Genomic DNA, 25730 nt, shown 5'->3' on the forward strand with positions numbered 1-25730 from the left:
CTTACGAAAATAAAATATTTTTTAATACACATTCCGGTATTAATATACCTAAATTATTTAATCTACCAATACCTAAAAAAACATTATTTTTATTAGTAACGACAAATAATGATTTTTTTATAGATATATGTGATAAAAAAATATATAACTTTTTTTGAAAACGAATAGAATCTAAATTTGATAATTGAATAATCGGATATTGAGAAAAAAAAGATTGAATTGGTAATATTAGTGAATAATTATGCACTAAAGAATCCTTTTTTGTATTAAATTTATTTTTTTTACATACAATATCTGAAAAATTTATCAACTGTGATTCAATATATGGTCCAATTTGAATTCTTTTTAAAAAAATTACATGAGCTCCGCATTTTAATATTTTACCAATATCGTGAATTAAAGTTCGAATATAGGTTCCTTTTGAACACTTAATTTTTAATTCTAAAAAATTACCTCTATATTGAATTAATTTAATATAATAAATAATTAATTTACGTGATAAACGAGAAACAGTTACTCCGCGTCTAGCATACTTATATAATGGTTTGCCTTTATATTTAACAGCAGAATACATGGGTGGGACTTGTTGTATAATACCATGAAAAGTTTTTAATGTTTGTATTATATTATTAAGATGTATATTAACATTATAATTTTTTATAATTTTTCCAGTAACATCTCCAGTTGTTGTAACTTGTCCTAATTTTGCAATAACATTATAATATTTAACAGAATTCGTCAAATATTTAGAAAATTTTGTAGCATAACCAAAACAGATTGGTAACATGCCAGTCGCTAAAGGATCTAAACAACCAGAAAAACCAGCTTTTTTCACAAAAAAAAATTTTTTTATCTGTTGCAAAATAATATTTGAAGATAATCCCCGCGGTTTATTTAATAATAATACTCCATGAATATCATTGTATTTTTTTAACAAAATTAACAGTCCTGTATAAAATCTTTTTAAACTTAAAATAAATTCTATAAATTATCTCTTAAAATTTTGGAAATAGTTATACCTTGTAAAAATGAATCGTCATAAATAAAAAATAATTTCGGAATAGTACGTAAATATATTGTTTTTCCAAGATGGAAACGAATAAAACCTGATGATTTTTGTAAAATACGCGTTAATAAATGATTTCTTTGACTATCTTTAAGATTTAAAGACGTAAAAAAAATTTTTGCATAATTTAAATCTGAAGATAATTTCACCTCTAAAATTGTAACACACGAGTAAATTCGTGGATCACGTAAAAAATTTCTAACAATAATAGCGATTTCTTTATGTAAACATTGCTCTAATCGCATAGCACGATTAAATGTTTTTAACATACAATTAACCCTAATAAATATATAATTTTCTTATTTTATAATAAAATATATTACTTAAGTTGCTGTAATTTGAAAAACTTCAATAATATCTCCAATCTGAACATTATTATAATTCTTAATACCAATACCACATTCTATTCCATTCCGAACTTCATTAATATCTTCTTTAAAACGACGTAATGATTCTAATTCTCCTTCATATATTACAATGTTATTTCTTAATACACGAATAGGATTCATACGCTTGATTATACCTTCAATTACCATACAACCTGCAATTAATCCAAATTTTGGAGATTTAAAAACATTACGAACTTCTGCTAAACCAATGATATTTTGTTTATATATTGGTTTTAACAATCCTAACATAGCAGTTTTAACATCATCAATTAAATTATAAATTACAGAATAATAACGTAAATCTAGTCTTTCTTTTTCTATAATACGTTTAGCCAATATATCAGCTCGCACATTAAATCCAATTAATATAGCAAAAGAAGTAGCGCATAAGGTGGCATCAGATTCAGTTATTGCACCCACTCCTGCAGTAACGATATTCACTGATATAGATTCATTTGATAAATTTTTTAAAGCTTCTTTAATTGCTTCTAAAGAACCTTGTACATCTGCCTTTAAAATAATATTTAATTCTGATATTTCTTTAGAAGCACTAATATTATGAAATAAGTTTTCTATATTAACATTTTTATTATCAGATAATTTAATATCACGAAATTTTCTTTGACGATATAAAGCTACTTCTCGAGCTTTTTTTTCATTTCTTACTACACTTAATATATCTCCGGTACTTGGAATTCCTGACAAACCCAAGATCTCTACAGGGATCGAAGGTCCAGCAGAAGCCACATGTATATGAAGTTCATTGCGAATAGCTTTAATTTTTCCATATTCTAAACCACAAATCACAATATCACCTACTTTTAATGTACCTTCTTGTATTAAAATAGTAGCAATAGGACCACAACCTTTATCTAAAAAAGATTCAATAACAATACCAGAAGCCATACAATCATATTCCGCTCTTAATTCTAACATTTCCGCCTGTAAAAGAATGGAATCCAATAAATGATCAATTCCAAACCCAGTTTTAGCAGAAATCGGCACAAATATATTTTCACCCCCACAATCTTCGGCAATTATCGAATGTTTAATTAGTTCTTTTTTAATTTTTAAAATGTTTATACCAATCTTATCTATTTTATTAATAGCGACAATAACAGGTACTTTAGCGGATTGCGCATGCTGTATAGCTTCAATTGTTTGAGGCATGATTCCATCATCAGCTGCTACAATTAAAACAACAATATCTGTTACAGCTACACCTCTTGCTCTCATAGACGTAAAAGCAGCATGACCTGGAGTATCTAGAAAAGTAATAATTCCGTTCGGTGTAGAAACATGATATGCTCCAATATGCTGAGTAATACTGCCCGCCTCATTTAATGCTACTTTAGTAGACCGAATATAATCTAAAAGAGATGTTTTTCCATGATCTACATGACCCATAATAGTAACAACTGGCGCACGAATTTTTTTTTTATTCATACAAACATCACGATCTTGCATTAATGAAATTTCTAACGCATTATCTACATAAAAAATCACTTTATGACCCATTTCTTCAGAAATAATTTGAGCTGTCTTTTTATCTAAAACTTGATTAGCTTCTATTTCAATACCCATTTTTTTTATATTTTTTATGATAATTGAAATTTTTATAGACATTTTGTTTGCTAACTCAGCTACCGATATAGATTCTCCAATTATAATATCCCGAGAAAATGACTTTTTAGGTTTAATAAAAATTTGCTGTAATATAGATCGTTTATTTTTTTGATATTTATAATTTTTTCCAAATCGAATTCCATTCTTTTCATTATTAGTTATTTTTTTTTTTTCAAAAAATTTATTACTTTTTCTTTTTTTAATTTTTTTTATCATTACATTATGATTCTTTAATTTATCTATATTTTCATTTTCCGATATATTACTAATATATTTTTTAACAGGAATAGATTGTACAATATTCTTTTTTTTCATTTTCAATACTGTCTTAATAGACGAAAGATTTTTTTTTATCGAGTTAGAACTTAGAGAAATATGATGAGCATGCAAATTATTCTTTTGAATTTTTTTAAAATTCCTTAAATTTTTCGTTTTTGAATTTTTAACTTCCGTGCATTTTTTATGATTAGAATCAGATAACTCTATTTTTTTTTTAGAAAATATTTTTTCTATTTTATTAGATAAATCTTTTTTACTGTTTGATTTCACTATTAATTTCATCTCTTTTTGTTTTTCTTAAAAAAATATTTTTAAGCTAAATATTTGTATTATATTTTTATTTTTTTAATAATATAATATACTTTTTATTAAAAAATATTTTATAATAAATAAAAAAAATAAAAATAAAAAAGTTTTTTTTAAAAATTTATTACAATCTTAAATATATAATATAAATTTCAGTATAAAAATATATCTTTCCATTATATTAAAAAGATCATAGATCTATTTATTTTGTTTTAACATAGCTTTTTCTTCATAATCTTTTTTTTTTAAAAAATAAATTTTATAGTTAATTATTTTTATTTTTAAACCAACAGATATTTCTTGCTTCCATAATCAAATCACCTATTTGTTGATTATTTAAGGTATGCAAATTACTTAAATCATCAATACTTTGTTCTGCTAATTTTTCTAATGTATATATTTTTTTTTCCATTAATTCACGAATAATAATGTTATTAATATTTTTTAATTTAATAAAATTATTATAAACCAATTTATCCAAAAATATTTTTTTTTGCTCTTTTTCACTTCTTTTCAAAATATTTTGAGCACATTTTTGAATTTTTTTTAATACACACTGTTTAATGTTCACCGCAGAAAATAATTCAGGCAAAGTAGCAATAGTAATTAATTTTAAAGAACTAAATCCACATTTTATAAGTTCCGAAATAGTTTCCTGATTAATATCTAAATATTCTTTTAAAATACTTAAAGGTTTATAAGAATTATTTCCATTTTTTTGATTTAAAGAATCTACAGTCATAACATTTAATTCCCATCCAGTCAATTGTGATGCTAAACGAACGTTTTGCCCATTTCGTCCAATAGCCTGCGCTAAATTACCGGTTTCTACTGCAATATCCATAGAATGAGTATTTTTATCGACTATAATAGTTGAAACTTCAGCTGGAGCCATGGCATTCATAACAAAATTTTCAGATTCTTCATTCCATAAAATAACATCAATACGTTCTCCGCATAATTCATTAGATACTGCTTGTACACGAGCTCCCCTCATTCCAACACATGCACCAACAGGATCAATTCGTTTATCATTGGTTTTAACTGCAATTTTTGACCTAGAACCAGGATCACGTGCAATAGCTTTAATATCAATCAATTTTTCTCCAATTTCAGGAACTTCTATACGGAATAATTCAATTAACATCTTAGGATCAGAACGACTAATAAATAATTGTGCATTTCTTGTTTCTGAAGATATTTTATGTAAGATCCCTCTTACTCGATCACCAATTCTAAAATTTTCTCGAGGTAACATTTCTATTTTTTTCATTAATCCTTCAATATTACTACCAAGGTCCAAAACCACACAATCTCGACTAATTTTTTTTATAATACCAATAACTATACGATCTTTTTTAATTCGAAATTTTTCAATAATCATATCCCTTTCTGCTTCACGTACTTTTTGAACAATTACTTGTTTAGCAGTTTGAGTCGTAATTCGATCAAAAGTAACAGAATTAAGACGATCTTCAATATAATCAGATAATTGAATAGTATTATCTTCAAATTTTGCTGCTTCTAATGTAATTTCCTTTGTAGGGTTTAAAACTACTTTGACAACTAACCATCTACGAAATGTTGTTACAATCCCATTTTTTCGATTAATATTAACCCGAATATTTATATCTTTCTGATATTTTTTTTTAGTAGCAATAGCTAAAGCACTTTCTAAAGCTTCAAAAATTTTTTCTCGTGGAAGCGATTTTTCATTGGAAACCGCATCCACCACAGATAAGATTCCTTTATTCATAATCATTATCCTTAATTCAGATAATCTTCTTTGGTAAAAAAAAAATAAAAAAATTTATGTAATTTTTCTCATTAATAAAAAACCCCGACACTTCGGGGTTTTTTATTAATGAGAAAAATTTATATAATTATAATTATTAAACTAATTAAAATTAAAAATTAAAAATATTTCAGTTAAAAATAATAAAGATTTTAATACTCTACGTAACATTAACGTAAAAAAAAATCTTTAAAAAAATAATTTTTATAATACAGTCTATATAAAAATACCAAAGGTGGGAATTGAACCCACACGCCCATTTTTTAGGCACTATCTCCTCAAGATAGCGTGTCTACCAATTTCACCACTTCGGTTTTCTAAGAGAAAATAAAAACAATAGTTATTTTGACAGAATAATTTATCAAGTATATAATTTATATTTTAAAAATAATGTGAATGAAAACGGCACAATATTAAGTTTATTAAAAAAAATAAGACTACTAAAATCATCGTCAAAAAAACCATAGTCGAATTTCTTATTTTTTTAACAAATAGCTTAGTCGGATTAGAACTCGACGAAGATGAAAAATCATTTCCTTCGGTCGGCTGGAAAATAATTACTAAAAGTAAAAATAAAGAAATCAAAAAAAACAAAACTAAAAAAAAACGATACATAATAGACACCAAATTTTTAATAATAATAATTATCTATTAAAGATCAATAAAAAAATAAAAAACAACTAGTTATAGAATTTCTTTATGGTATTTTAAATATTTTTATATTGTACTACGTAAAATAATATTTCTTTTGAAAAAATTATAATGAATATTAAAATTAAAAATTTTTATTAAAGAATTATTGTAATATATCATCAAAATAATATTTTTTATATAAAAAAATAATCTACAATTAAATAACAATAATAAAATAAATCAAAAAGAAATTCATTAAAAAAATTATCAATATTATTTTAAAATAAAATTAAAAAATAAATTTAATAAATCAATCTAATATTACAATTAAAATTGATTTTAAAAATATATAAAATTATCAAAAATATATGACGTTTGTCTATCTCAAAACAATACAAGAGATAGACAGAAATCTAAAAAAAATTATGTGTTTATAATATTAAAATAAATCAAATTTTAAAAAAAAATTCTCCAATAAATTTTTATTTTTTTAAATGCCCTATTTTTTAAAAAAAAACTCTAAAAAAATTTTAATTATTTGAAATATTAATAGACTCTCGTAACATTAAATTATTAATTTGAGCGGTATCAATAGTTTCATATTTTATTAACGCATCTTTCATAGCATGCAAGATATCTAAATTTTCAAGTAATAATTTTTTAGCTCGTTGATAATTGATATCAATTAATAATTGTACTTCTTTATCAATTATATATGCTGTTTCATTAGACATCTTTCTAGCTTGTTCTATTAAATTTCCTGAAAAAATTTCATTATTTTCTTCTGTATATAAAAGTGGACCTAATTTATCAGAAAACCCCCATTTTGTAATCATATTTTTAGCTAAATTCGTGGCCACTTTAATATCATTGTAAGATCCTGTAGATATTTTTTTAGATCCGTAAATAATTTCTTCGGCTAATCGTCCACCATATAATGTAGAAATTTGACTTTCTAATTTTTGACGACTCACACTTAAAACATCTTCTTCCGGCAAAAATAAAGTTACTCCTAACGCGTGACCTCGAGGTATAATAGTAACTTTGTGAACAGGATCATGCTCTGGAACTAAACGTCCTACAATTACATGACCCGCTTCATGATAAGCTATTAATTCTTTTTGTAATTCAGTCATGACCATAGATCTTCTTTCTGATCCCATTATAATCTTATCTTTAGATTTTTCAAAATCTACCATTTTTACAATTCTTTGATTTTGACGTGCCGCTAATAACGCTGATTCATTTACTAAATTAGCTAAATCTGCCCCTGAAAAACCCGGAGTTCCCCTAGCAATTATCTTAGGGATCACATCCTCAGATAATGGGACTTTGCGCATATGAATCTTTAAAATTTCCTCACGCCCAATAATATCAGGCAATGATATTATAACTTTTCGATCAAATCGACCTGGACGTAAAAGCGCCGGATCTAATACATCTGGACGATTAGTAGCAGCTATAATTATTACTCCTTGGTTACCATCAAAACCATCCATTTCTACTAAAATTTGATTCAATGTCTGTTCTCTTTCATCATGGCCTCCGCCTACTCCCGAAGATCCACGTTTTCTCCCTACAGCATCAATTTCATCTATAAAAACAATACATGGAGCAAATTTTCTAGAATTTTCAAACATATCTCTAACACGTGATGCCCCTATTCCTACAAACATCTCAACAAAATCAGAACCAGAAATAGTAAAAAAAGGAACTTTTGCTTCTCCTGCAATTGCTTTAGCTAATAATGTTTTTCCTGTACCCGGAGGTCCAACCATAAGTATTCCTTTTGGAATTTTACCGCCTAACTTTTGAAATTTCTTAGGTTCTTTTAAATAAGAAACTAATTCTAAAACATCTTCTTTTGCTTCATTACAACCAGCAATATCTAAAAATGTTGTTTTAATTTCATTTTCACCTAACATTTTTGCTTTATTTTTTCCAAAAGAAAAAATTCCTTTTCCATTACCTGCTTGCGTTTGTTTAATAAAAAATATCCATATACCAACTAATAATATAGTTGGAAACCACGAAATCATTAAAGAAGAAATAAAATTAGGTTTTAATGGAGTAACTCCAACGACTTTCACATTTTTTAATAAAAGTGTATGTAAAAGATTTACGTCATATGTAGGTATATAAGTGGTATATTGTGTTAAATCTTTTTTCGTAACTTTTATCATTTTTCCGTTTATATAAGTATCACGTATTTGACCTTGATTTACTTCTGATAAAAATGTCGAATAATCAATATTATCGGTATTAATATTATGAGAACTTACATTTTGAAATACGGATATTATTGTAATACCTAAAAAAAACCACAAAATAAAGTTTTTAAGCATGTCACTCAAAAGATAGCCTCACATTACAATCTATAGTAAAAAAAATAGGAATATTAAATTTTACGCCCATGAGCAATAATAAATACTTCACGAGAACCAGCTCGTGATGAATTTGGCTTAAAAATTTTTACTTTTACAAAGATATTATAAATCTTTTTTATATATTGATTAAAATCTCCTCCTTGAAAAAGCTTAATTATAAAGTATCCTTTCCTTGATAAAAAACGATCTGCGATATAAATTGCTGAATCACTTAAATCAAATGCTTTCGAATTATCAATAATTGAGCAACCGCTAATATTTGGCGACATATCAGATACAATTGCATTCCAATGATATTGTTTCGAAATAGAAACAATTTTTTTTAATATCACCGAATCAGCAATATCTCCTTTTAAAAATATTACCCTCTTCAACGGTCTCATAGGTAAAAGATCGCAGGCTAAAATATGACCGGAGAATCCAATTTTTTTTTGTAAATATTCAGACCATCCGCCAGGAGAGGAACCTAAATCGATTACATTCATTCCTATTTGAAATATATTATATTTATCATCAATTTCTTTAATCTTAAACCAAGATCGTGCTCTTAAATTTTTAGAATTTCTTTCTTTAATATATGGGTCACGAAAATTTCTAGATAACCAATTTCTTGAACTATTAGTACGACGTTTTATATTCATTGGTATATTTTTATTAAAAATATATAATTAATTTAAAATATTTTTAAAATCTTAAAGGTATATGAATAAATTAAGACATTATTCTAAAAAATAGTTTTAATGAATTTAAATCATTAAAAAATAATTGAAATAAACATAAAAATTATTTTTTAAAACAGTTATAAATTTATAATCTGTAAAAAATAGAAAGTTTTTTCTCTTACTAAAATGATAAAAAAGAATTGACATGTATTCATAAAAAATTTTTTTTGAATTAAATGTATTCAATTTTTATAATAATATACTTTATTAAACCTGAAGGGGTTTGGATTTCTACCTTATCTCCCCTTTTTTTTCCAATTAAACCTCTAGCCAATGGAGAATAAATAGAAATAGATTTTTTTTTAAAGTTAGCTTCATCATCCCCTACAATAGTATATGTAAAAACATTATCTGTACAGATTTGCAAAACTGTTATTGTAGAACCAAAAATTACTAAATTACGATATAAAATTTTTTTAATGTTAATAACTTGTGCTTGAGATAATTTTACTTCAATACATCGAATTCTACTTTCACAAAAACTTTGCTCTTCACGCGCAGCATGATATTCAGCATTCTCTTTAAGATCTCCTAATTTCCGCGCTTCAGAAATTGCATTAATAATTTGAGGTCTTTTAAAAATTTTTAGCTTCTTTAGTTCTTTTTTTAATTTATTAAAACCTTTTATGGTCATCGGGATATAACTCACTAAATTTAAACCTCGCTGCAAAAACAATGAAAAACAAAATACAATAGTTAAATAATTTAAAAAAAAATATATATAAATAAAAAATTAATAAATTAATATTAAAACAATTCAATTAATTTATCTACTATATATGAGTCTTTTTTAATAAAAAAAAAAAAAATAAAAATATAAACAACTGTTATATATAAATTTTTTTTTATTAATACTTTTGATTACTTTACAATAAAATTTGTATACGTGCTATTATAAATATAAGCAATTAAAAAATTTATTTTTAAAAATAAATTCTTTATATATAGCAATTATATTATAATCAAAATATAATTTTATGTATAATATAATTATTTAAAAAGAATATAAAAGATAGATAAAAACGTAAAAAATTCTTAGTGTTAATAGAAAATATGTAATAAAAATATTTTTATCAAATAAAAAATTAAAAATTGATATATTAAATTAAGAAGATCATTATCACATGAACTATAAAGAAATTTCAGATTTACTAAAAAAAAAATTAAAATTATATAAAATATTTATTCAGGGAATAGAAAAAAATATTGAGATCACCGCAATAGGAAATATCTTTCAAAATAAAAAAACTATTATTAAACAACAATTAATATATCAACCACTCATGCCTTATTTTGAAAAAAAAATAATCCATGCGGTAAAAATTAAAACATATTCTATTCTAGAATGGAAAAAAAATTTGAATAAATTTACTCACTATAAATGATTTGATTAAAAAAAACCTCAAAAATATATAATATAGATATCCCATGCAATAAAAAAAATTAATCTTTCTGTAAAAAAAATGAAAAATTGAATTTTTTTAGTACTAAAAAAGAGTGAATTTAATTGAAAAAAATTATTTTTATGATATAAAAAATATTTAAAAATCATTAATATATATAATATCTTAATAAATCATGAAAAAAAAGTGATATAATTCTATTAATTTTTTTAATCATGTTCATATAAAAATTTTTTTAAAAAAAAAATTTATGAAAATAAATTAATCATATTAATAGAAGTATTAATTTTCAAGAAAAAATTATACATAAAAAAAATAAAAAGACATAACTACCCAAAATAATTCAAATAATTTCTATCTTATAATAAAAAATTATAAATTACTCATAAATAAAAGAAATCATTAATTCATTTAACAACCTTAAACATAATATTATATAATCAATATTAAAAAATAATTTTAATATATTTTAAAATACATCATTACCAAAAAAACCTTTATATTAACTATTATTTAAAATTTTAGAAATAAAAAAATAAAATTAATATGATAACTATAATTTTATTAAATAAACGATAAATATAATATATAGTTTTATTATGCAAGATTCTTAAAAAAAGTTATATTTTTTTAAAAAAAAAGAATAACTTTTTAAATATTTATAAAAATATACAATAAAAGAGAAATATCACATATAAATGATAAAAATCAGATATCTTGTATTCGATATTTTTTAATAACAATAATTATCTTGGAATATATTATGATGTACGCAATATTAATAGATAGAAATAAACAATACAAAATAAAATGTGGTGAAATAGTTAGATTAGAAAAAATTCAAAAAGAAAAAGGAAAGAAAATAATATTTAATGAGGTAATTTTATTCTCAAAAAATGGAAAAACTCAAATAGGAAAACCTATTTTAAGTAATATAATTATTGAAGGTCGTATAATTAATCATGGAAGAGAAAAAAAAATAAAAATTATTAAATTTAATCGTCGAAAACATTATAAAAAAACTCAAGGACATAGACAATATTATACTGATATATCAATAGAAAAAATTATTTTAAACTAAAAGGAAAAAAAATGGCGCATAAAAAAGCGGGTGGTTCTTCTCGAAATGGAAGGGATTCAAAATCTAAAAGATTAGGAATAAAAAAATATTCTGGAGAATTTGTATTATCTGGAAATATAATCGTTAAACAAAGAGGAACAAAATTTCATCCTGGAAAAAATGTAAAATGTGGAAAAGACCACACATTGTTTTCTATTTCAAGTGGGTTTATAAAATTTGAAAAAAAAGGAAAAATAAAAAAAACATATGTGCATGTCTTATAAACTAAAAACTTTATAAAATTAATTAAATAAAAAAAATATACTAATAAAAAAAATTAAATATTACTTATAAAATAATCCGCTCAAGAGAAAAGAGAAAATGAAATTTGTTGATTCTGCAATAATTAACTTATCTGCTGGAAACGGAGGAGATGGATGCATTAGTTTTCGAAGAGAAAAATATATACCCAAAGGTGGTCCTGATGGAGGAGATGGTGGTCAAGGTGGTAATGTATGGTTAATTATAGATCTTAATATGAACTCTTTAATCGATTATCGTATAAATAAAACGTATCAAGCAGAGCATGGTAAAAATGGATTTAGTTCTAAAAGTTCCGGAAAAAAAGGGCGTGATATTTTTATTAAAATTCCATTAGGAACAAGAATTTTTGATTTCGATACTAAAAAAATTATTGTTGATATGATTCAAAAACATCAGACCTTTCTCATAGCAAAAGGTGGAAAAAAAGGATTAGGTAATACAAATTTTAAATCTTCTGTAAACCGCACACCAAGAAAAAAAACAAAAGGTAAAAAGGGAGAAAAAAAAAAAATAAAATTAGAATTATTACTTATCGCAGATGTTGGAACGCTAGGATTACCAAATGTTGGAAAATCAACATTGGTAAGAGCAATATCGAATTCAAAAACAAAAATTGCACCGTATGCATTTACAACATTACACCCGGTCTTAGGTGCTGTAATTACTAAAGATAAAAAAAAATTTGTGATTGCAGATCTTCCAGGAATTATCCAAAATGCTTCTTATGGTATAGGTCTAGGATTTAAATTTTTAAAACATTTATTTCGTTGTCACTTATTATTATATATAATAGATATATCTCTATTAAATGAATTTAATTTTATAAAAAAGATCAATATTCTTTTAAAAGAAATAGAAAATTTTAGTTTACTACTTTCTAAAAAAACAAAATGGTTTATTTTTAATAAAATTGATTTGTTAAACCATCAAGATCTTAAAAAAATAAAAAATAAAATCAAAAAAAAATTTCAACATCAAGAAAAATATTATTTTATTTCTTCTCAGGAAAAAAGAGGAACTCATAAATTATGCGAAAAAATAATAAAATATTTATATAAAAAAAAATAATTAAAAAAGAGAAAAAGAATCCTGCATAGTTTTTAAGGAAATAAAAAAAAATTATTTTTTATAAAAATATAATGTATTAATGTATAAAAATATTTTAATATAATAAATATTATTTATTGATAAATAATTAAGCTTAGTTAAATATGTATCTATTATAAAAAACCCGGAGTATTTTTTGTCCCGGGTTCTAATTATTTAATAAATTTCAAATTATCGTTTAGAAAATTGAGGTTTTTTACGAGCTTTGCGTAATCCAAATTTCTTTCTTTCAACTTGACGAGAATCTCGTGTTACAAAACCAGCCTCTCTGAGATTAGCTCTTAATGTATCGTTATATTTAATTAACACACGAGTTATACCTTGACGGATTGCTCCTGCTTGCCCAGATGTTCCGCCTCCCTTTACAGTAATATAAAAATCAAATTTGTTTAACATGCCAACTAATTCTAATGGCTGTTTAACTATCATACAAGCGGTTTTTCTACTAAAATATCTCTCTAAAGACCTTTTATTAATTAAAATATTTCCTTTTCCTATACGTAAAAAAATACGCGCTGAAGAACATTTACGACGACCTGTTCCATAATGTATAATTTGTGACATAGTTTTTTTAGAAATCCTTATAAGATATTTATATATCTAAAAATATTGGTTTTTGTGCAATATGAGTATGTTGATTTAAAGAAAAAACTTTCATTTTTTTAAACATTAACTTTCCCAGAGTACCTTTAGGTAACATCCCTTTAACTGCTTTTTCTATAACACGTTCCGGATTATTAGCCATCATATATTTAAAATTAAACTGTTTTAAGCCTCCCACAAACCCTGTATGATGATAATATTTTTTATTAACTTCTTTTTTTCCAGTAACAATAATTTTTGAGGCATTAAGAACTATGATATAATCTCCAGTATCTACATGCGGCGTATATTCCGGTTTATGTTTTCCGCGCAAACGTTTTGCAATTTCTGTAGCAAATCGTCCTAAAATTTTATTAGTTCCATCTACATAATACCAGTATCTTTTAACGTTTTTAATAGTTATTGAAAAGCTTTTCATAAAATATCACCTAAAATAAAAAAATTTATATTAAAATATAAAAAATAATTTATTTACATTAAAAAAAATAAATAATATTTTAAATATTATAAAAGAAAAATATATTTAAATTACTAAAAATATTTATATAAACCTACCTAGAAAAATTTTTTTTAATAAATATATTTACACATAAATCTTACCCTTAAAAAGGATATATTTGTTTTAATATCTAAATAAAATACCTATTAATTATTTTCTATTTCATAGTAATATTATGTAATATAATAAACATACATCATATATATATTTAAAAATAAATTAGCTATTAATAATAATAGCGTATTAAAATGAGATATCCCATAAATGAATAAAAAAAATATCTTAGACTTGTTACGAAATAAAATTAATTATATTGACCAAAAAATTATTACACTTTTGAGTCAAAGACAATCCTTATCTATTGATATAATAAATAAAAAAATTAATTATGGATTAAAAATCCGCGATTCTATTCGTGAAAATATATTATTTAAAAAATTATATACACTCTGTTTAAAAAAAAATATTGATTATCAATATATTACAAAAATCTTTAAGACTATTATTAATAATTCAGTTCAAATACAAGAAGAATGGAATCAAAAAGTTAAAAAATTAGATATAGATAAAAAAAAAATAAATTGCGCAGTATTAGGTCCTCAAGGATCATATTCTAACCTACTTTTTAATATTTTATTAAAAGAAAAAAAATTTTTTCTGAAAGAGTATGAATGTTTAACGTTTGAATCTATTATTAAAAGTTTACATAATAATACCTGTCAATTTGCTTTATTACCTATTAAAAATAGTATTGCAGGTATAATTCCTGAAACTTATAAAATACTACAAAAACAAAAGTTATATATTATTCAAGAAATTTATGTAAAAATTAAACATAGTCTTCTAGCCGTCAAGGGAACTTATTTTTCTCAAATAAATAATATATACAGTCACATACAACCTATACAACAATGCAGTATATTTATAAAAAATTTTTCACATTGGAAAATTAATTACACAAATAGTACCGCAAAAGCCATGCAAACTATTTTTTTAAAAAACGATCATCATGTAGCAGTCATCGGCAATAAAAAAGGTGGAAAACTATATAATTTAAAAACACTTGCAAAAAATTTATCCAATAAACCAAACAATATTACTCGATTTATTCTATTATCAAAAAAGAAAAAAAAAATAATTCCAAACAAATCTCAAAAAACTACATTTTTTATAAATTTTATAAATAATAATTTCAATATAAAAAATATCATAAATGTTTTCAGAGAAAAAAACTTAAATCTTGAAAATATCATAAAATACCCTGATATTAAAAATAACGATCAAGAAACATATTATTTTGATGTTGATTCAGTTATTAATATCTCTATACTAAAAAATTATTTAAAAATTTTTAAAAAAGAAATAAATAAAATAGATACGCTAGGGTCTTACGAAACTGTAAAAAAAGTAATAGATATTGAATAAACCAGTCAAAAAATCTTTTTAAAAAAAAATCAAGAAAAAATATTTTTTAAAAAAGAAATTATCAAAAATAAAGAATTTTTTAATTTTTATTAAAAAATTTTTATTGCAACTAAATTAATAAAAAAAAAATAATACCAAGGATTACTATGTTTGAAAAACTAACAAAAAAAATTAAAAATATTTTTAAAAATATCACGCATCAAGGAATTTTAACTAAAAAAAATATCAAAAATGCATTATATAAAGTACGTTGCGCACTCATTGAAGCCGATGTAGCATTAATTGTAATTGACTCTTTTTGTCAATCAATAAAAAAAAAAGCATTAGGAAAAAAAATAAATGAAAACTTAACTCCCGGTCAAACTTTAGTAAAAATCGTATTTAACGAATTAGTACAAATTATAGGAAAAAAACATGAAAAATTTCAATTTTCTAATAAAAAAATATCCATTGGTATGGTAATAGGTTTACCGGGCACCGGAAAAACAACAAATCTTGCCAAATTAGCTTATTATTTTAGTAAAAAAAATAAAAAAAAAATTTTAGTTACTTCAATTGATATCTATAGGCCTGCAGCTTTAAAACAATTAGACATGTTAATTAAAAAAACTGAAGCTCATTTTTTTTCTACTTCAAATACAGAAACGCCCCTGAAAATCGTTAAGAAAGCAATAAAATACGCAAATCAAAATTCATATGATATATTACTAATCGATACTCCAGGTACATTACATACAGAAAAAAGAAAAATACAAGAATTACAAATGGTACATCATTATACCAAACCCACAGAAACATTATTAGTTGTTGATTCTATGACTGGACAAGATGCTATTCATTCTATAAAAAAATTTAATGAATATTTCTCTTTATCCGGGTTAATTCTAACCAAATTAGATAGCGATACACGAGGAGGCGTCGCTTTATCAATAAAATTTTTAACCCAAAAATCTATTAAATATATAGGAAACGGAGAAAAAATTTATGACCTACAAAAATTTTATCCAGAAAGAATTGCAAAAAGAATTTTAGGAATGGGAGATATACTCTCAATAATTGATAAAATAACTATACAAATAAATGATCAAGACTCGCAAAAATTAAATAAAATAATTCAAAAAAAAGAAGAATTCAATTTAAACGATTTTTTAACTCATATAAAACAAATGAAAAAAATTAGTGGCTTTACATCATTATTAACTCAACTACCCATACAAAAATTAATAAATAATACTTCAGCTTGTGCCTTTGATAAAAAATCATTAATTAAAATGGAAGCTATGATTAATTCCATGACAAAAAAAGAAAAAAAAAATCCTTATATTATCAAAAGTTCACAAAAAAAAAGAATATCCTTGGGATCCGGAGTAACAAGACAAGAAATTAATATTTATTTAAATCAATTTGAAACTCTTAAAAAAGTTATGAAAACAATAAAACAACAAGGTTCTAAAAAAATATTCCAAAGAATAAAAAATTATTTAATAAAATAAAAAATTTATTTATTTTTGTTGATGTTATTTAAAATACTGTTGAAAATTATCTTCTTAGTATATTATACTATAATATAATAAAAATTATTGGAAAAAAAAATGATTAAAATAAGACTAGCAAGACACGGATCAAAAAAAAAACCATTTTATCAAATCATAGTAACAGATATACGTTCAGCACGTAACGGAAAATTTATTGAGCGACTTGGTTTTTTTAATCCTTTTGAAAAAAATGAAGATAGAAAAGTAAAATTGATAAACAAAAGAATAAGTTATTGGTTAAAAAATGGAGCAAAAAAATCTAATAGAGTAAAAAATTTACTAAAAAAATATAATAAAAAAAAATCTTATAACAAAGATGAATAAAAAAAACATTATTATAGGAAGAATTCATAAACCATACGGAATTTTTGGATGGTTACATATTATATCTTTTACAGAAATTAAAAAAAATATTTTTAATTATTTTCCGTGGAAGTTTCATACCTCAAAAGACATATATCAAAAAAAAGATGTGATATCTTGGAAAAAACACATAAAAGATTTTATTATTCTTTTTAAAAATGTAGAAAATCGTACTAATGCTTTTAAAATTTCTAAACAAAATATTATCATTCCAGCTAAGACGCTTCCTATTTTAAAAAAAAACGAATACTACTGGAATGATATCTTATCATGTCATGTGTATGATATTAACTCGCAATATTTAGGAGTTATTTTTAAAATTATTAATAATCATTTTTATGATTTATTAATGGTTAAAATAAACAAAGAAAGAAAAAAAAAAATAATATATATACCATTTATCATACCTAATATTATTAAAAAAATTGACCTGATAAAAAAAATCATTATTGCACAATGGATAATATAAAATCTATTTATTATTAAGAATAAAATATGATGGAATTTAGTATTATTACAATTTTTCCAAAAATGTTTGATGCTATTTTAAATTATGGTATAACAAAACGCGCCATACAAAAAAATAAAATAAAAATAAATTTATGGAACCCCCGTGATTATAGTATCTATAAAAATAAAAAAGTGGATCATAAAATATATGGCGGTGGACCAGGAATGTTAATGATGTTTTTACCGTTATTTAAAGCTTTAAAAGATGCAAAAAAAAAATCAAAAAAAAAAAATTTCGTTATCTATTTAACTCCACAAGGAAAAAAGTTACATCAAAATGCTTTAAAAAATTTTTATAAAAAAAAACATCTTATTTTTATTTGTGGACGCTACGAAGGTATTGATGAAAGGTTTATAGATAATCAAGTCGATGAAGAATGGTCGATCGGAGATTACATCTTAACTGGCGGAGAATTGCCAGCTATGATTTTTATAGATGCTATTACAAGAACCTTACCCGGGGTATTAAATTCACCCACCTCTTTATTAGAAGAATCTTTTTACTCAGGATTGTTAGATTATTCACATTATACAAGACCAAAAATAATCAATAATTTATCAGTACCTGCTGTATTATTATCTGGAAACCATAAAAATATAAAAAAATGGAGAATTGAAAGTTCATTAAAAAACACTTTCTTAAAAAAACCGGAATTAATTAAAAAAAAAAAATTAACTGTACTCGAAAAAAAAATACTAAAAAAATACCAAAAAACATTAAAAAAATAAAAAAATGATTTTGTTTTTTATGTATAAAAAATTATATAGGATATAATATTACAATGAATAATATTATTAAAAAAATTGAGTCGGCATATATAAAAAAAAATATTACTTTTTTTTATCCAGGAGACTCAATACAAGTAAAAATTTGGGTGATTGAAGGAAAAAAAAAAAGAATACAAGCTTTTGAAGGAATTGTAATTGCTAAACGAAATAGATTTTTAAACTCATCTTTTACTGTTCGTAAAATTTCAAATAATGAAGGTGTAGAAAGAGTTTTTAAAATTCACTCACCGAATATACATGCAATAAAAATTATTAAAAAAGGACTAGTCCGTAGAGCTAAATTATACTATTTACGAAAACGTATAGGAAAATCTGCTCGTATTAAGGAACGTTTATATTAGAAAAATTTAAAAGAAAAATTTTAATATCAACTATTTTTATATTAAAAATTCATGTATTATGCAGTCAGAATATTATTAATTTGACTGCACGATATAAAAATATACTATGTAAAAGTTCCACCAACTGTTAATGAATCAATTTTAATAGTCGGCTGACCCACACTAACAGGAACATTTTGACCTTCTTTACCGCAACAACCCATACCATCATCCATTTTTAAATTATTTCCTACCATTGAAATAGAATTCATAACCTTTATACCAGATCCTATTAATGTGACTCCTTTAATAGGATACATAATTTTTCCGTTTTTAATAATATAAGATTCTGAAGCAGAAAAAACAAAATTTCCCGATGTAATATCAACTTGACCACCACTAAAATTAACTGCATATATCCCATTTTGAACACTTTCAATAATATCTTCATGACTCATACAACCTGGCATTAAATAAGTATTAGTCATTCTCGGCATAGGTAAATGAGCATATGATTCACGACGACCATTACCAGTATATTTAGTATTCATTAATAATGCATTTAATTTATCTTGTAAAAATAATTTTAAAATACCATTTTCTATTAAAATATTTTTTTGACTAGGTATACCCTCATCATCAATATTGATTGATCCTCGTAAATTCTTTAAAGTTCCATTATCAATAATTGTACATAATTCTGATGCTACTTTTTGACCTTTTCTTTTGGTAAAAACAGAAGTTTTTTTTCTTATAAAATCACCTTCTAAACCATGTCCAACAGCTTCATGAAATAAAATACCCGGCCAACCAGCACCTAAAACAACAGTAAAGGAACCAGCGGGCGCTGCTTTTGAACAAAGAGATACCAGAGCTATTCGAACTGCTTCTTTAGTCCAATATTCTACTCTTAAATCACCACTTTGATGTTTCTCAAAAAAATAATTAAATTCTGATCGACCACCACCACCACTATATCCTTTTTCACGTAGACCATTGGATTCCACTACCACGCTTATAGAGATATAAATTAAAGGACGAATATCTGCAGATAAATGTGAACAATCTGTTGAGGCTACTAGGACATTTTCATATTCATGATATAAAACCGCGTTCACATCAACTACACGAGAGTCTTGTTTTCGAGCAATTTTATCAATCATATGTAAAAGATTAATTTTTTTATTTATTTTAATAGTATCAACAGGGTTAATTTTTGTATAATAAGTATCATTATCTACATTAGATTCTTTTTTTACTATTATCTTTTTAGAAATAGGAAGCATTTCGCAAACACGATTAACAACTTTTTTAATATTTTTTAAAGTAATAGCATTAGAATAAGAAAAGGCTGTCGAACTATTACTAAAAACACGAATACCAAAACCTTCATTTATACAAAAAATACCTTTTTTGATAATTTTATTTTCTAAAATCCATGATTCATGTTTTTTACATTGAAAATAAATATCACCAAAATCTATCTTTTTGCATAAAATTTGATCTAAAGTTAAAAAAATATCTTTTTCATAAATGTTATTAGGATACAATAAAATATCACTGACTAATTTTAACATAAGTTACTCTCTTAAAAAAAATTCCATTATTTTTTTATAAATATCTAATAAATTGTATTCATAAAAAATAAATAAAAAATTTTTATAAAATTAATATGAATATTATAAATATTTTAATTTTTTTTTAATTAATAATGTATTAAAACAAAAATAAATAGCTACACATTTTTCTTTTCTAGTGTTAGCATATAAAAAAAACAATAAAAAAATAATAATTAATATTTTTTTTACGTCTTGATTTTTTATAAAATATAACGATTCCTAAAAATAAAAATTTCTACTAATTTTTAAAAAAATGAATACTAAAAAATAATATATTAATTTACAGTATATAAAGAATCAGGAAAAAAAATGAAAAAAAATAATGTAATTTTATTATTAAACGGACCTAATTTAAATTTGTTAGGAACTCGTGAACCTAAAATATATGGAAAAATTACTTTATCAGAATTAACTAATAAATTAATAAAAATATCAAAAAAAAAAAATACCATACTTTATCATTTTCAATCAAATGCCGAACATGAATTAATTGATAAAATACATAAAAGTAAAAAAATGGATATCGAATATATTTTAATAAACCCCGGAGCTTTTGCGCATACTAGTATTGCATTACGTGATGCATTACTAGCTATCAATGTTCCTTTTTTTGAAATACACATATCTAATATTTTTTCACGTGAAAAGTTTCGTTCACATTCTTGGATATCAGATATATCTCATGGTATTATTTCAGGATTTGGAATTGACGGATATATTTGGGCATTAAAAACCGCCATTAATATTCTAACAAATAAAAAAAATAGTAAATTGTTAAAAAAAATATAAAAAATAAAATAATTATTTATACTTAAAGCAATATGTGAGTACTTATTTATTAAAAAGCACTAAAATAAAATAATCTTTTGAAACTCTATTTCTACACAAATAATTTGATTATAACTTTTATTTTTTTTTAAAAAAATTTAATTCTTTTATTTTAACTTTTTTTATAAATTATTTATATTGTAAAAAATTTATTTAAAAAAAATATTAAGTTATAAAAAATGTTAATATATTCTGAATATATTATTGCATATAATAACAAAACATTTTAAAAATTATAAAAATATTTATAACTATTTAAATAAAACCAAAAAAATAAAAATGATGAAGCAGCGAAATTAAATCATCTGGCGGAGAAACTTCCCAATTTTTCAAAATATTTTTGAAAGGATCTTGAAAACATAATCGACTAGAATGTAAGGCTGGTCTTGAAAAATTTTGAATAATATTAGATAATTTAGTTGGATAGCCATTAATATTAGATTGAATACCATTAGAATATACTTTGTCACCTACTATTGGATGTAATATAGCTGATAAATGCACTCGAATTTGATGTGTCCTACCGGTTTTTAATCGAATACGTAAATGAGTATGATTACGAAAGATAGCAATCACTTTATAATGTGTTATAGCTTCTTTTCCTCCAATACCAGTCATCATTTTCGTTCGACAATGCCAATGTCGTTTAATAGGTAGTTCAATTAACCCATCATATTGAATTTGACCCATCACAATAACATCATATTCTTTAATAACCTTTCGTAATTTCAACAAATTGGTTAAATAATGATATGAAAAAAAATTTTTTGCTACCATAAGTAAACCGGTAGTATGACGATCTAATCTATGTACAATACCAGCTCGAGGTAATTTTTTATTTTTTTTAAAATGATATAAAATTCCATTAAATAACGTTCCTGATAAATGCCCAGGACCTGGATGAATCACAAGATTTTTTGGTTTATTAATAATAATTAATTCACTATCCTCATAAATAATATCCAAAAAAATATTTTCTTTTTTATTTTTTTTAACCTTTAAATTTAATAAAGAAAAAACATCAATACGATCATTAAAAAATATTTTTTTTTTCGGATATAACGTAACAATATTATTTACCATTACTTTTCCATATATAATTAATTTTTTTATATATGAACGAGAATATTTTTTGATTAATTTTACTAAAATAACATCTAATCTAAATGATTTTGTATGTAATTTGGGTACTATAAAAGTTATTTTTTTTATATTAGACATATATAGATTCGTTTTTGTTAAAATAAAAAACTTATAAAAAAATGAATAAAAAAAATTGTATGACACTAACATACAAAAAACATATATTCGATATAATAGAATGCACTTTTAAAATAAATTTTACAATATATAAATATATTATCTTGATAAAAAAATATATAATTTAATATAAAATATTAAATATTTATTAAGGTTTTCAAAACTATGAAGATGAATAAAATCAGAAAAATGTTTTTAGATTTTTTTCAAAAAAAAGATCATATGCTTATCAAAAGCAGTTCTTTAATACCAGAAAACGATGAGACTTTATTATTTACAAATGCAGGCATGAATCAATTTAAAGATATATTTTTAGGAAAAATTATACCTAATCAAAAATCACTAATTAGTACACAATACTGTATCCGAACAGGAGGAAAACATAACGATTTTAAAAAAGTTGGTTATACAAACTATCATCAAACATTATTTGAAATGCTTGGAAATTTCAGTTTTGGAAGTTATTTTAAAAAAGAAGCTATCTTATATGCATGGGAATTTTTAACATCTAAAAAATGGCTAAATATCTCAAAAAAAAAATTATGGATAACATATTATTATCAAGATCTAGAAACGTGTAATATTTGGTCTGAAATCGTCAATAAAAAAAATCTTATTCCTATTTATAATAAAAATAATGTTCAATATAACTCTGATAATTTTTGGAAAATGGGGGAAACAGGATTATGCGGACCATGTACAGAAATTTTTTATGATCAAGGAAAAGAGATCATTGGTAATTTACCAGGTTCTATTAAAAAAAATGGAGAACGTTTTATTGAAATTTGGAATATTGTATTCATGCAATTTAACCAAACAAAAAAAAATACGTTAATTAAACTTCCAATTCCATCAGTAGATACCGGTCTGGGTATTGAACGACTTTCAGCTGTATTACAAAAATCTAATTCAATTTATAATATAAATGGATTTAAAGAATTAATAAAAAAAATAAAAAAAAAATTACTTCTTAAACACTCAGAACATAATCAATTTTCTCTTCGTATTATTGCTGATCACCTACGAACATCTTCATGTTTAATTTCAGAAAATATTATCCCTGGTAATGAAGGTAGAAATTATGTTCTCAGAAGAATTATACGTAGAGCATTAAGTCATGGTTATTTATTAGGTATTCGAAAACCGTTTTTATATCAATTACCAAAATTATTGATTAAATTTATGCCTGAACTATCTAATTTTTTTAAATTTCCAGAAAAAATTTCTAAAATTATAAATATATTGTATGGAGAAGAAAAACAATTTTATTCAATACTTAAAAAAAGCATGGATCTTCTTTTAAAAGAAATAGAAAAAAATAAAAACAAAAATATTTGTTCTAAAAAAATATTTTATTTATATGAAACTTATGGTTTACCTATAGAAATTTCTCAAGATATTTGTAAAAAAAAAAATACTGACATAGATCTGATTAAATTAAAAAAAATCATCAAAAAAAATAAAGAAAAACAGAACAAAAAAAAAAATAATAGTAAGAATGAAATTCATCCAGAACTTATGTATATTACTAAAAAATCTATTTTTCATGGTTATAATAAAAGTAAAATAAAATCAAAAATTATTCAAATAATTCATAATAATAAATCAACTACAGCAGTATCAAAAGAAGATCAATGTATAATAGTTTTAGACATTACCCCATTTTATAGTGAATCAGGAGGACAAGTTAGTGATTCAGGAAAAATTACCACTGCATCAGCTATATTTTCTGTTGAAAAAACAATAAAATATGGAAATTATATAGGACATATCGGTAACGTAAAACATGGAAAACTTTATATCAATAATACTGTAATATCTAAAATTGATTTAAAAAAAAGAATTTCAATTCAGTCCAACCATACAGCGACACATTTATTACATGCTGCATTAAAAAAAACACTAGGTAAAAATATTCAACAAAAAGGATCTTTCATTAATGAAAAATATTTAAGATTTGATTTTTCATATAATAATAAAATTAAAAAAAAAGATATTTATGCTCTTGAATTATTAATTAATAAAAAAATTCAAGAAAATCTTCCCATCACATCTATCATCAGTTCTATAAAAAAAGCAAAAAAATATCAAGCGGTCGCTCAATTTACTAAAAAATATAAAAATACTGTACGTATGATTCAAATTGACAATTTTTCTTTAGAATTATGCGGAGGAACACATCATTTATATACTGGAAACATAGGATATTTTAAAATTTTAAATGTCAATAATACTGGCTATGCAATTAAAAGAATAATAGCTATCACTGGAAAAAAAGCAGTACAATACATACAAAAAAAAGAAGAAAAAGAAAAAGAAATACAGAATCTTTTAAATACTGATAATAGTAATACTCATGAAAAAATAAAAAAAATTCTTAATTCTATTCATAAATTAAAAAAAGAAAATAAAATTTTTAAAAAAAATGAAATAATAAAACTTACTAAAAAAATATTAAAAAACGCTTACTTATTAAATAATATATATTTTATTACATATATTATATCTTATAATTATAAAAATATATTACATACTCTTGTAGAAATAATTAATCAAAAATTAAAATCAGCTATTATTATATTAATTAACAATTATAATTCAAGTATTATTTTCCATATTAGCATAACAAAAAATATAAAAAAAAAAATAAAAGCTATAGAAATAATGAATAATATGTTTATAAATATGAAAGGAATCGGCGGAGGAAATTCAATAGTAGCAAAAGGGAAAATAAAAAACAAAAAAAATATTATATCAAATTTAGAAAAAACAAAATTATGGATTATACAAAAATTATCTAAAAAATTATAAAAAAAATAAAAAAAAAATATAAAAATTTTATTTTATAAAAATAATAATTAATATGTATGTTAAGAATAAAT

At 23.1% G+C, this 25730-nt stretch carries 24 protein-coding genes and 1 tRNA gene; 12 read left to right on the plus strand and 13 right to left on the minus strand.

Annotated features, from left to right (window positions below):
- Position 1 precedes the first annotated feature (1 nt).
- From truB to greA, 9 genes are all read right to left on the minus strand, one after another.
- The gene (gene truB, locus APCICONF2801_RS01230) at positions 2 to 937 is read right to left on the minus strand and encodes a tRNA pseudouridine(55) synthase TruB (protein WP_172800841.1); all 936 of its coding nucleotides are present in this window, start codon (positions 935 to 937) and stop codon (positions 2 to 4) included.
- A 44-nt stretch (positions 938 to 981) separates the two neighbouring features.
- Entirely contained in the window at positions 982 to 1335 is a 354-nt protein-coding gene (gene rbfA / locus APCICONF2801_RS01235; protein ID WP_075432003.1) for a 30S ribosome-binding factor RbfA, read from the minus strand.
- A gap of 54 nt (positions 1336 to 1389) precedes the next feature.
- Positions 1390 to 3642 carry a translation initiation factor IF-2 gene (gene infB, locus APCICONF2801_RS01240; protein ID WP_075432005.1) on the minus strand — a complete coding sequence of 751 codons (2253 nt, stop codon included), beginning with the start codon at positions 3640 to 3642 and terminating at the stop codon, positions 1390 to 1392.
- 289 nt (positions 3643 to 3931) lie between these two features.
- On the minus strand, positions 3932 to 5422 hold the full coding sequence (gene nusA / locus APCICONF2801_RS01245; protein WP_075432006.1) for a transcription termination factor NusA: 1491 nt from the start codon (positions 5420 to 5422) through the stop codon (positions 3932 to 3934).
- Between the two features lie 266 nt (positions 5423 to 5688).
- A tRNA-Leu gene (locus APCICONF2801_RS01250) sits at positions 5689 to 5775 on the minus strand.
- Between the two features lie 67 nt (positions 5776 to 5842).
- Complete coding sequence (secG, locus tag APCICONF2801_RS02125) at positions 5843 to 6076, minus strand: preprotein translocase subunit SecG (RefSeq protein ID WP_075432008.1); 234 nt, start codon at positions 6074 to 6076, stop codon at positions 5843 to 5845.
- 548 nt (positions 6077 to 6624) lie between these two features.
- A complete protein-coding gene (gene ftsH / locus APCICONF2801_RS01260) occupies positions 6625 to 8439 on the minus strand; it encodes an ATP-dependent zinc metalloprotease FtsH (RefSeq protein ID WP_075432009.1) in 1815 nt (604 codons plus the stop codon).
- Between the two features lie 53 nt (positions 8440 to 8492).
- Complete coding sequence (locus tag APCICONF2801_RS01265) at positions 8493 to 9122, minus strand: RlmE family RNA methyltransferase (RefSeq protein ID WP_075432011.1); 630 nt, start codon at positions 9120 to 9122, stop codon at positions 8493 to 8495.
- A gap of 253 nt (positions 9123 to 9375) precedes the next feature.
- Positions 9376 to 9837 carry a transcription elongation factor GreA gene (gene greA / locus APCICONF2801_RS01270; protein ID WP_082252727.1) on the minus strand — a complete coding sequence of 154 codons (462 nt, stop codon included), beginning with the start codon at positions 9835 to 9837 and terminating at the stop codon, positions 9376 to 9378.
- Between the two features lie 490 nt (positions 9838 to 10327).
- Between greA and APCICONF2801_RS01275 the strand changes: the two genes are divergently transcribed.
- From APCICONF2801_RS01275 to cgtA, 4 genes are all read left to right on the plus strand, one after another.
- Positions 10328 to 10588: a hypothetical protein gene (locus APCICONF2801_RS01275; protein ID WP_075432015.1), complete on the plus strand. Its 261-nt coding sequence runs from the start codon at positions 10328 to 10330 to the stop codon at positions 10586 to 10588.
- 781 nt (positions 10589 to 11369) lie between these two features.
- Positions 11370 to 11687, plus strand: coding sequence for a 50S ribosomal protein L21 (gene rplU / locus APCICONF2801_RS01280; RefSeq protein WP_331712202.1), 318 nt, complete (start codon positions 11370 to 11372; stop codon positions 11685 to 11687).
- Positions 11688 to 11698: 11 nt separating this feature from the next.
- Positions 11699 to 11950: a 50S ribosomal protein L27 gene (gene rpmA, locus APCICONF2801_RS01285; RefSeq protein WP_075432017.1), complete on the plus strand. Its 252-nt coding sequence runs from the start codon at positions 11699 to 11701 to the stop codon at positions 11948 to 11950.
- Between the two features lie 97 nt (positions 11951 to 12047).
- Complete coding sequence (gene cgtA / locus APCICONF2801_RS01290) at positions 12048 to 13058, plus strand: Obg family GTPase CgtA (RefSeq protein WP_075432019.1); 1011 nt, start codon at positions 12048 to 12050, stop codon at positions 13056 to 13058.
- Between the two features lie 210 nt (positions 13059 to 13268).
- Here cgtA and rpsI read toward each other — a convergent pair whose 3' ends face one another.
- Both rpsI and rplM read right to left on the minus strand, forming a co-directional pair.
- Positions 13269 to 13661 carry a 30S ribosomal protein S9 gene (gene rpsI, locus APCICONF2801_RS01295; RefSeq protein ID WP_075432021.1) on the minus strand — a complete coding sequence of 131 codons (393 nt, stop codon included), beginning with the start codon at positions 13659 to 13661 and terminating at the stop codon, positions 13269 to 13271.
- Between the two features lie 28 nt (positions 13662 to 13689).
- Entirely contained in the window at positions 13690 to 14118 is a 429-nt protein-coding gene (gene rplM / locus APCICONF2801_RS01300) for a 50S ribosomal protein L13 (protein WP_075432023.1), read from the minus strand.
- A gap of 345 nt (positions 14119 to 14463) precedes the next feature.
- Here rplM and APCICONF2801_RS01305 point away from each other — a divergent pair, with 345 nt between their 5' ends.
- The 6 genes from APCICONF2801_RS01305 to rplS all read left to right on the plus strand — a co-directional run bounded on the left by APCICONF2801_RS01305 (position 14464) and on the right by rplS (position 19162).
- Complete coding sequence (locus APCICONF2801_RS01305) at positions 14464 to 15624, plus strand: prephenate dehydratase domain-containing protein (protein ID WP_075432025.1); 1161 nt, start codon at positions 14464 to 14466, stop codon at positions 15622 to 15624.
- A gap of 146 nt (positions 15625 to 15770) precedes the next feature.
- Positions 15771 to 17117 (plus strand): signal recognition particle protein, encoded by a 1347-nt coding sequence (locus APCICONF2801_RS01310; RefSeq protein WP_075432027.1) that lies wholly within the window; start codon positions 15771 to 15773, stop codon positions 17115 to 17117.
- A gap of 99 nt (positions 17118 to 17216) precedes the next feature.
- Positions 17217 to 17483, plus strand: a complete 267-nt coding sequence (gene rpsP / locus APCICONF2801_RS01315) for a 30S ribosomal protein S16 (protein ID WP_075432029.1) — start codon at positions 17217 to 17219, stop codon at positions 17481 to 17483.
- Positions 17476 to 17991, plus strand: coding sequence for a ribosome maturation factor RimM (gene rimM / locus APCICONF2801_RS01320; protein WP_075432031.1), 516 nt, complete (start codon positions 17476 to 17478; stop codon positions 17989 to 17991). The genes rpsP and rimM overlap by 8 nt, the downstream gene beginning before the upstream one ends.
- Before the next feature lie 26 nt (positions 17992 to 18017).
- Entirely contained in the window at positions 18018 to 18761 is a 744-nt protein-coding gene (gene trmD, locus APCICONF2801_RS01325; protein WP_075432032.1) for a tRNA (guanosine(37)-N1)-methyltransferase TrmD, read from the plus strand.
- Between the two features lie 53 nt (positions 18762 to 18814).
- Positions 18815 to 19162: a 50S ribosomal protein L19 gene (gene rplS / locus APCICONF2801_RS01330; RefSeq protein WP_075432034.1), complete on the plus strand. Its 348-nt coding sequence runs from the start codon at positions 18815 to 18817 to the stop codon at positions 19160 to 19162.
- Positions 19163 to 19266: 104 nt separating this feature from the next.
- On the opposite strand, the gene tldD is transcribed toward rplS, so the two are convergent.
- The gene (gene tldD / locus APCICONF2801_RS01335) at positions 19267 to 20718 is read right to left on the minus strand and encodes a metalloprotease TldD (protein ID WP_075432036.1); all 1452 of its coding nucleotides are present in this window, start codon (positions 20716 to 20718) and stop codon (positions 19267 to 19269) included.
- 351 nt (positions 20719 to 21069) lie between these two features.
- On the opposite strand from tldD, the gene aroQ reads away from it, so the two are divergent.
- Positions 21070 to 21549: a type II 3-dehydroquinate dehydratase gene (gene aroQ / locus APCICONF2801_RS01340; protein WP_075432038.1), complete on the plus strand. Its 480-nt coding sequence runs from the start codon at positions 21070 to 21072 to the stop codon at positions 21547 to 21549.
- Between the two features lie 294 nt (positions 21550 to 21843).
- Here aroQ and APCICONF2801_RS01345 read toward each other — a convergent pair whose 3' ends face one another.
- Positions 21844 to 22809 carry an RluA family pseudouridine synthase gene (locus APCICONF2801_RS01345; protein ID WP_075432040.1) on the minus strand — a complete coding sequence of 322 codons (966 nt, stop codon included), beginning with the start codon at positions 22807 to 22809 and terminating at the stop codon, positions 21844 to 21846.
- A gap of 204 nt (positions 22810 to 23013) precedes the next feature.
- On the opposite strand from APCICONF2801_RS01345, the gene alaS reads away from it, so the two are divergent.
- The gene (alaS, locus tag APCICONF2801_RS01350; protein ID WP_075432041.1) at positions 23014 to 25659 is read left to right on the plus strand and encodes an alanine--tRNA ligase; all 2646 of its coding nucleotides are present in this window, start codon (positions 23014 to 23016) and stop codon (positions 25657 to 25659) included.
- The last annotated feature ends 71 nt before the right edge of the window (positions 25660 to 25730 follow it).

Source organism: Buchnera aphidicola (Cinara confinis) (assembly GCF_900128735.1).
GTDB classification, from domain to species: Bacteria; Pseudomonadota; Gammaproteobacteria; order Enterobacterales; family Enterobacteriaceae; genus Buchnera_F; species Buchnera_F aphidicola_L.

Bases quoted from the DNA above. Each gene is read 5' to 3' on its own strand.
- rbfA (WP_075432003.1), bottom strand. From the start codon at position 1,335: ATGTTAAAAACATTTAATCGTGCTATGCGATTAGAGCAATGTTTACAT.
- infB (WP_075432005.1), bottom strand. From the start codon at position 3,642: ATGAAATTAATAGTGAAATCAAACAGTAAAAAAGATTTATCTAATAAA.
- nusA (WP_075432006.1), bottom strand. From the start codon at position 5,422: ATGAATAAAGGAATCTTATCTGTGGTGGATGCGGTTTCCAATGAAAAA.
- secG (WP_075432008.1), bottom strand. From the start codon at position 6,076: ATGTATCGTTTTTTTTTAGTTTTGTTTTTTTTGATTTCTTTATTTTTA.
- ftsH (WP_075432009.1), bottom strand. From the start codon at position 8,439: ATGCTTAAAAACTTTATTTTGTGGTTTTTTTTAGGTATTACAATAATA.
- APCICONF2801_RS01265 (WP_075432011.1), bottom strand. From the start codon at position 9,122: ATGAATATAAAACGTCGTACTAATAGTTCAAGAAATTGGTTATCTAGA.
- greA (WP_082252727.1), bottom strand. From the start codon at position 9,837: ATGACCATAAAAGGTTTTAATAAATTAAAAAAAGAACTAAAGAAGCTA.
- APCICONF2801_RS01275 (WP_075432015.1), top strand. From the start codon at position 10,328: ATGAACTATAAAGAAATTTCAGATTTACTAAAAAAAAAATTAAAATTA.
- rplU (WP_331712202.1), top strand. From the start codon at position 11,370: ATGATGTACGCAATATTAATAGATAGAAATAAACAATACAAAATAAAA.
- rpmA (WP_075432017.1), top strand. From the start codon at position 11,699: ATGGCGCATAAAAAAGCGGGTGGTTCTTCTCGAAATGGAAGGGATTCA.
- cgtA (WP_075432019.1), top strand. From the start codon at position 12,048: ATGAAATTTGTTGATTCTGCAATAATTAACTTATCTGCTGGAAACGGA.
- rpsI (WP_075432021.1), bottom strand. From the start codon at position 13,661: ATGTCACAAATTATACATTATGGAACAGGTCGTCGTAAATGTTCTTCA.
- rplM (WP_075432023.1), bottom strand. From the start codon at position 14,118: ATGAAAAGCTTTTCAATAACTATTAAAAACGTTAAAAGATACTGGTAT.
- APCICONF2801_RS01305 (WP_075432025.1), top strand. From the start codon at position 14,464: ATGAATAAAAAAAATATCTTAGACTTGTTACGAAATAAAATTAATTAT.
- APCICONF2801_RS01310 (WP_075432027.1), top strand. From the start codon at position 15,771: ATGTTTGAAAAACTAACAAAAAAAATTAAAAATATTTTTAAAAATATC.
- rpsP (WP_075432029.1), top strand. From the start codon at position 17,217: ATGATTAAAATAAGACTAGCAAGACACGGATCAAAAAAAAAACCATTT.
- rimM (WP_075432031.1), top strand. From the start codon at position 17,476: ATGAATAAAAAAAACATTATTATAGGAAGAATTCATAAACCATACGGA.
- trmD (WP_075432032.1), top strand. From the start codon at position 18,018: ATGATGGAATTTAGTATTATTACAATTTTTCCAAAAATGTTTGATGCT.
- rplS (WP_075432034.1), top strand. From the start codon at position 18,815: ATGAATAATATTATTAAAAAAATTGAGTCGGCATATATAAAAAAAAAT.
- tldD (WP_075432036.1), bottom strand. From the start codon at position 20,718: ATGTTAAAATTAGTCAGTGATATTTTATTGTATCCTAATAACATTTAT.
- aroQ (WP_075432038.1), top strand. From the start codon at position 21,070: ATGAAAAAAAATAATGTAATTTTATTATTAAACGGACCTAATTTAAAT.
- APCICONF2801_RS01345 (WP_075432040.1), bottom strand. From the start codon at position 22,809: ATGTCTAATATAAAAAAAATAACTTTTATAGTACCCAAATTACATACA.
- alaS (WP_075432041.1), top strand. From the start codon at position 23,014: ATGAAGATGAATAAAATCAGAAAAATGTTTTTAGATTTTTTTCAAAAA.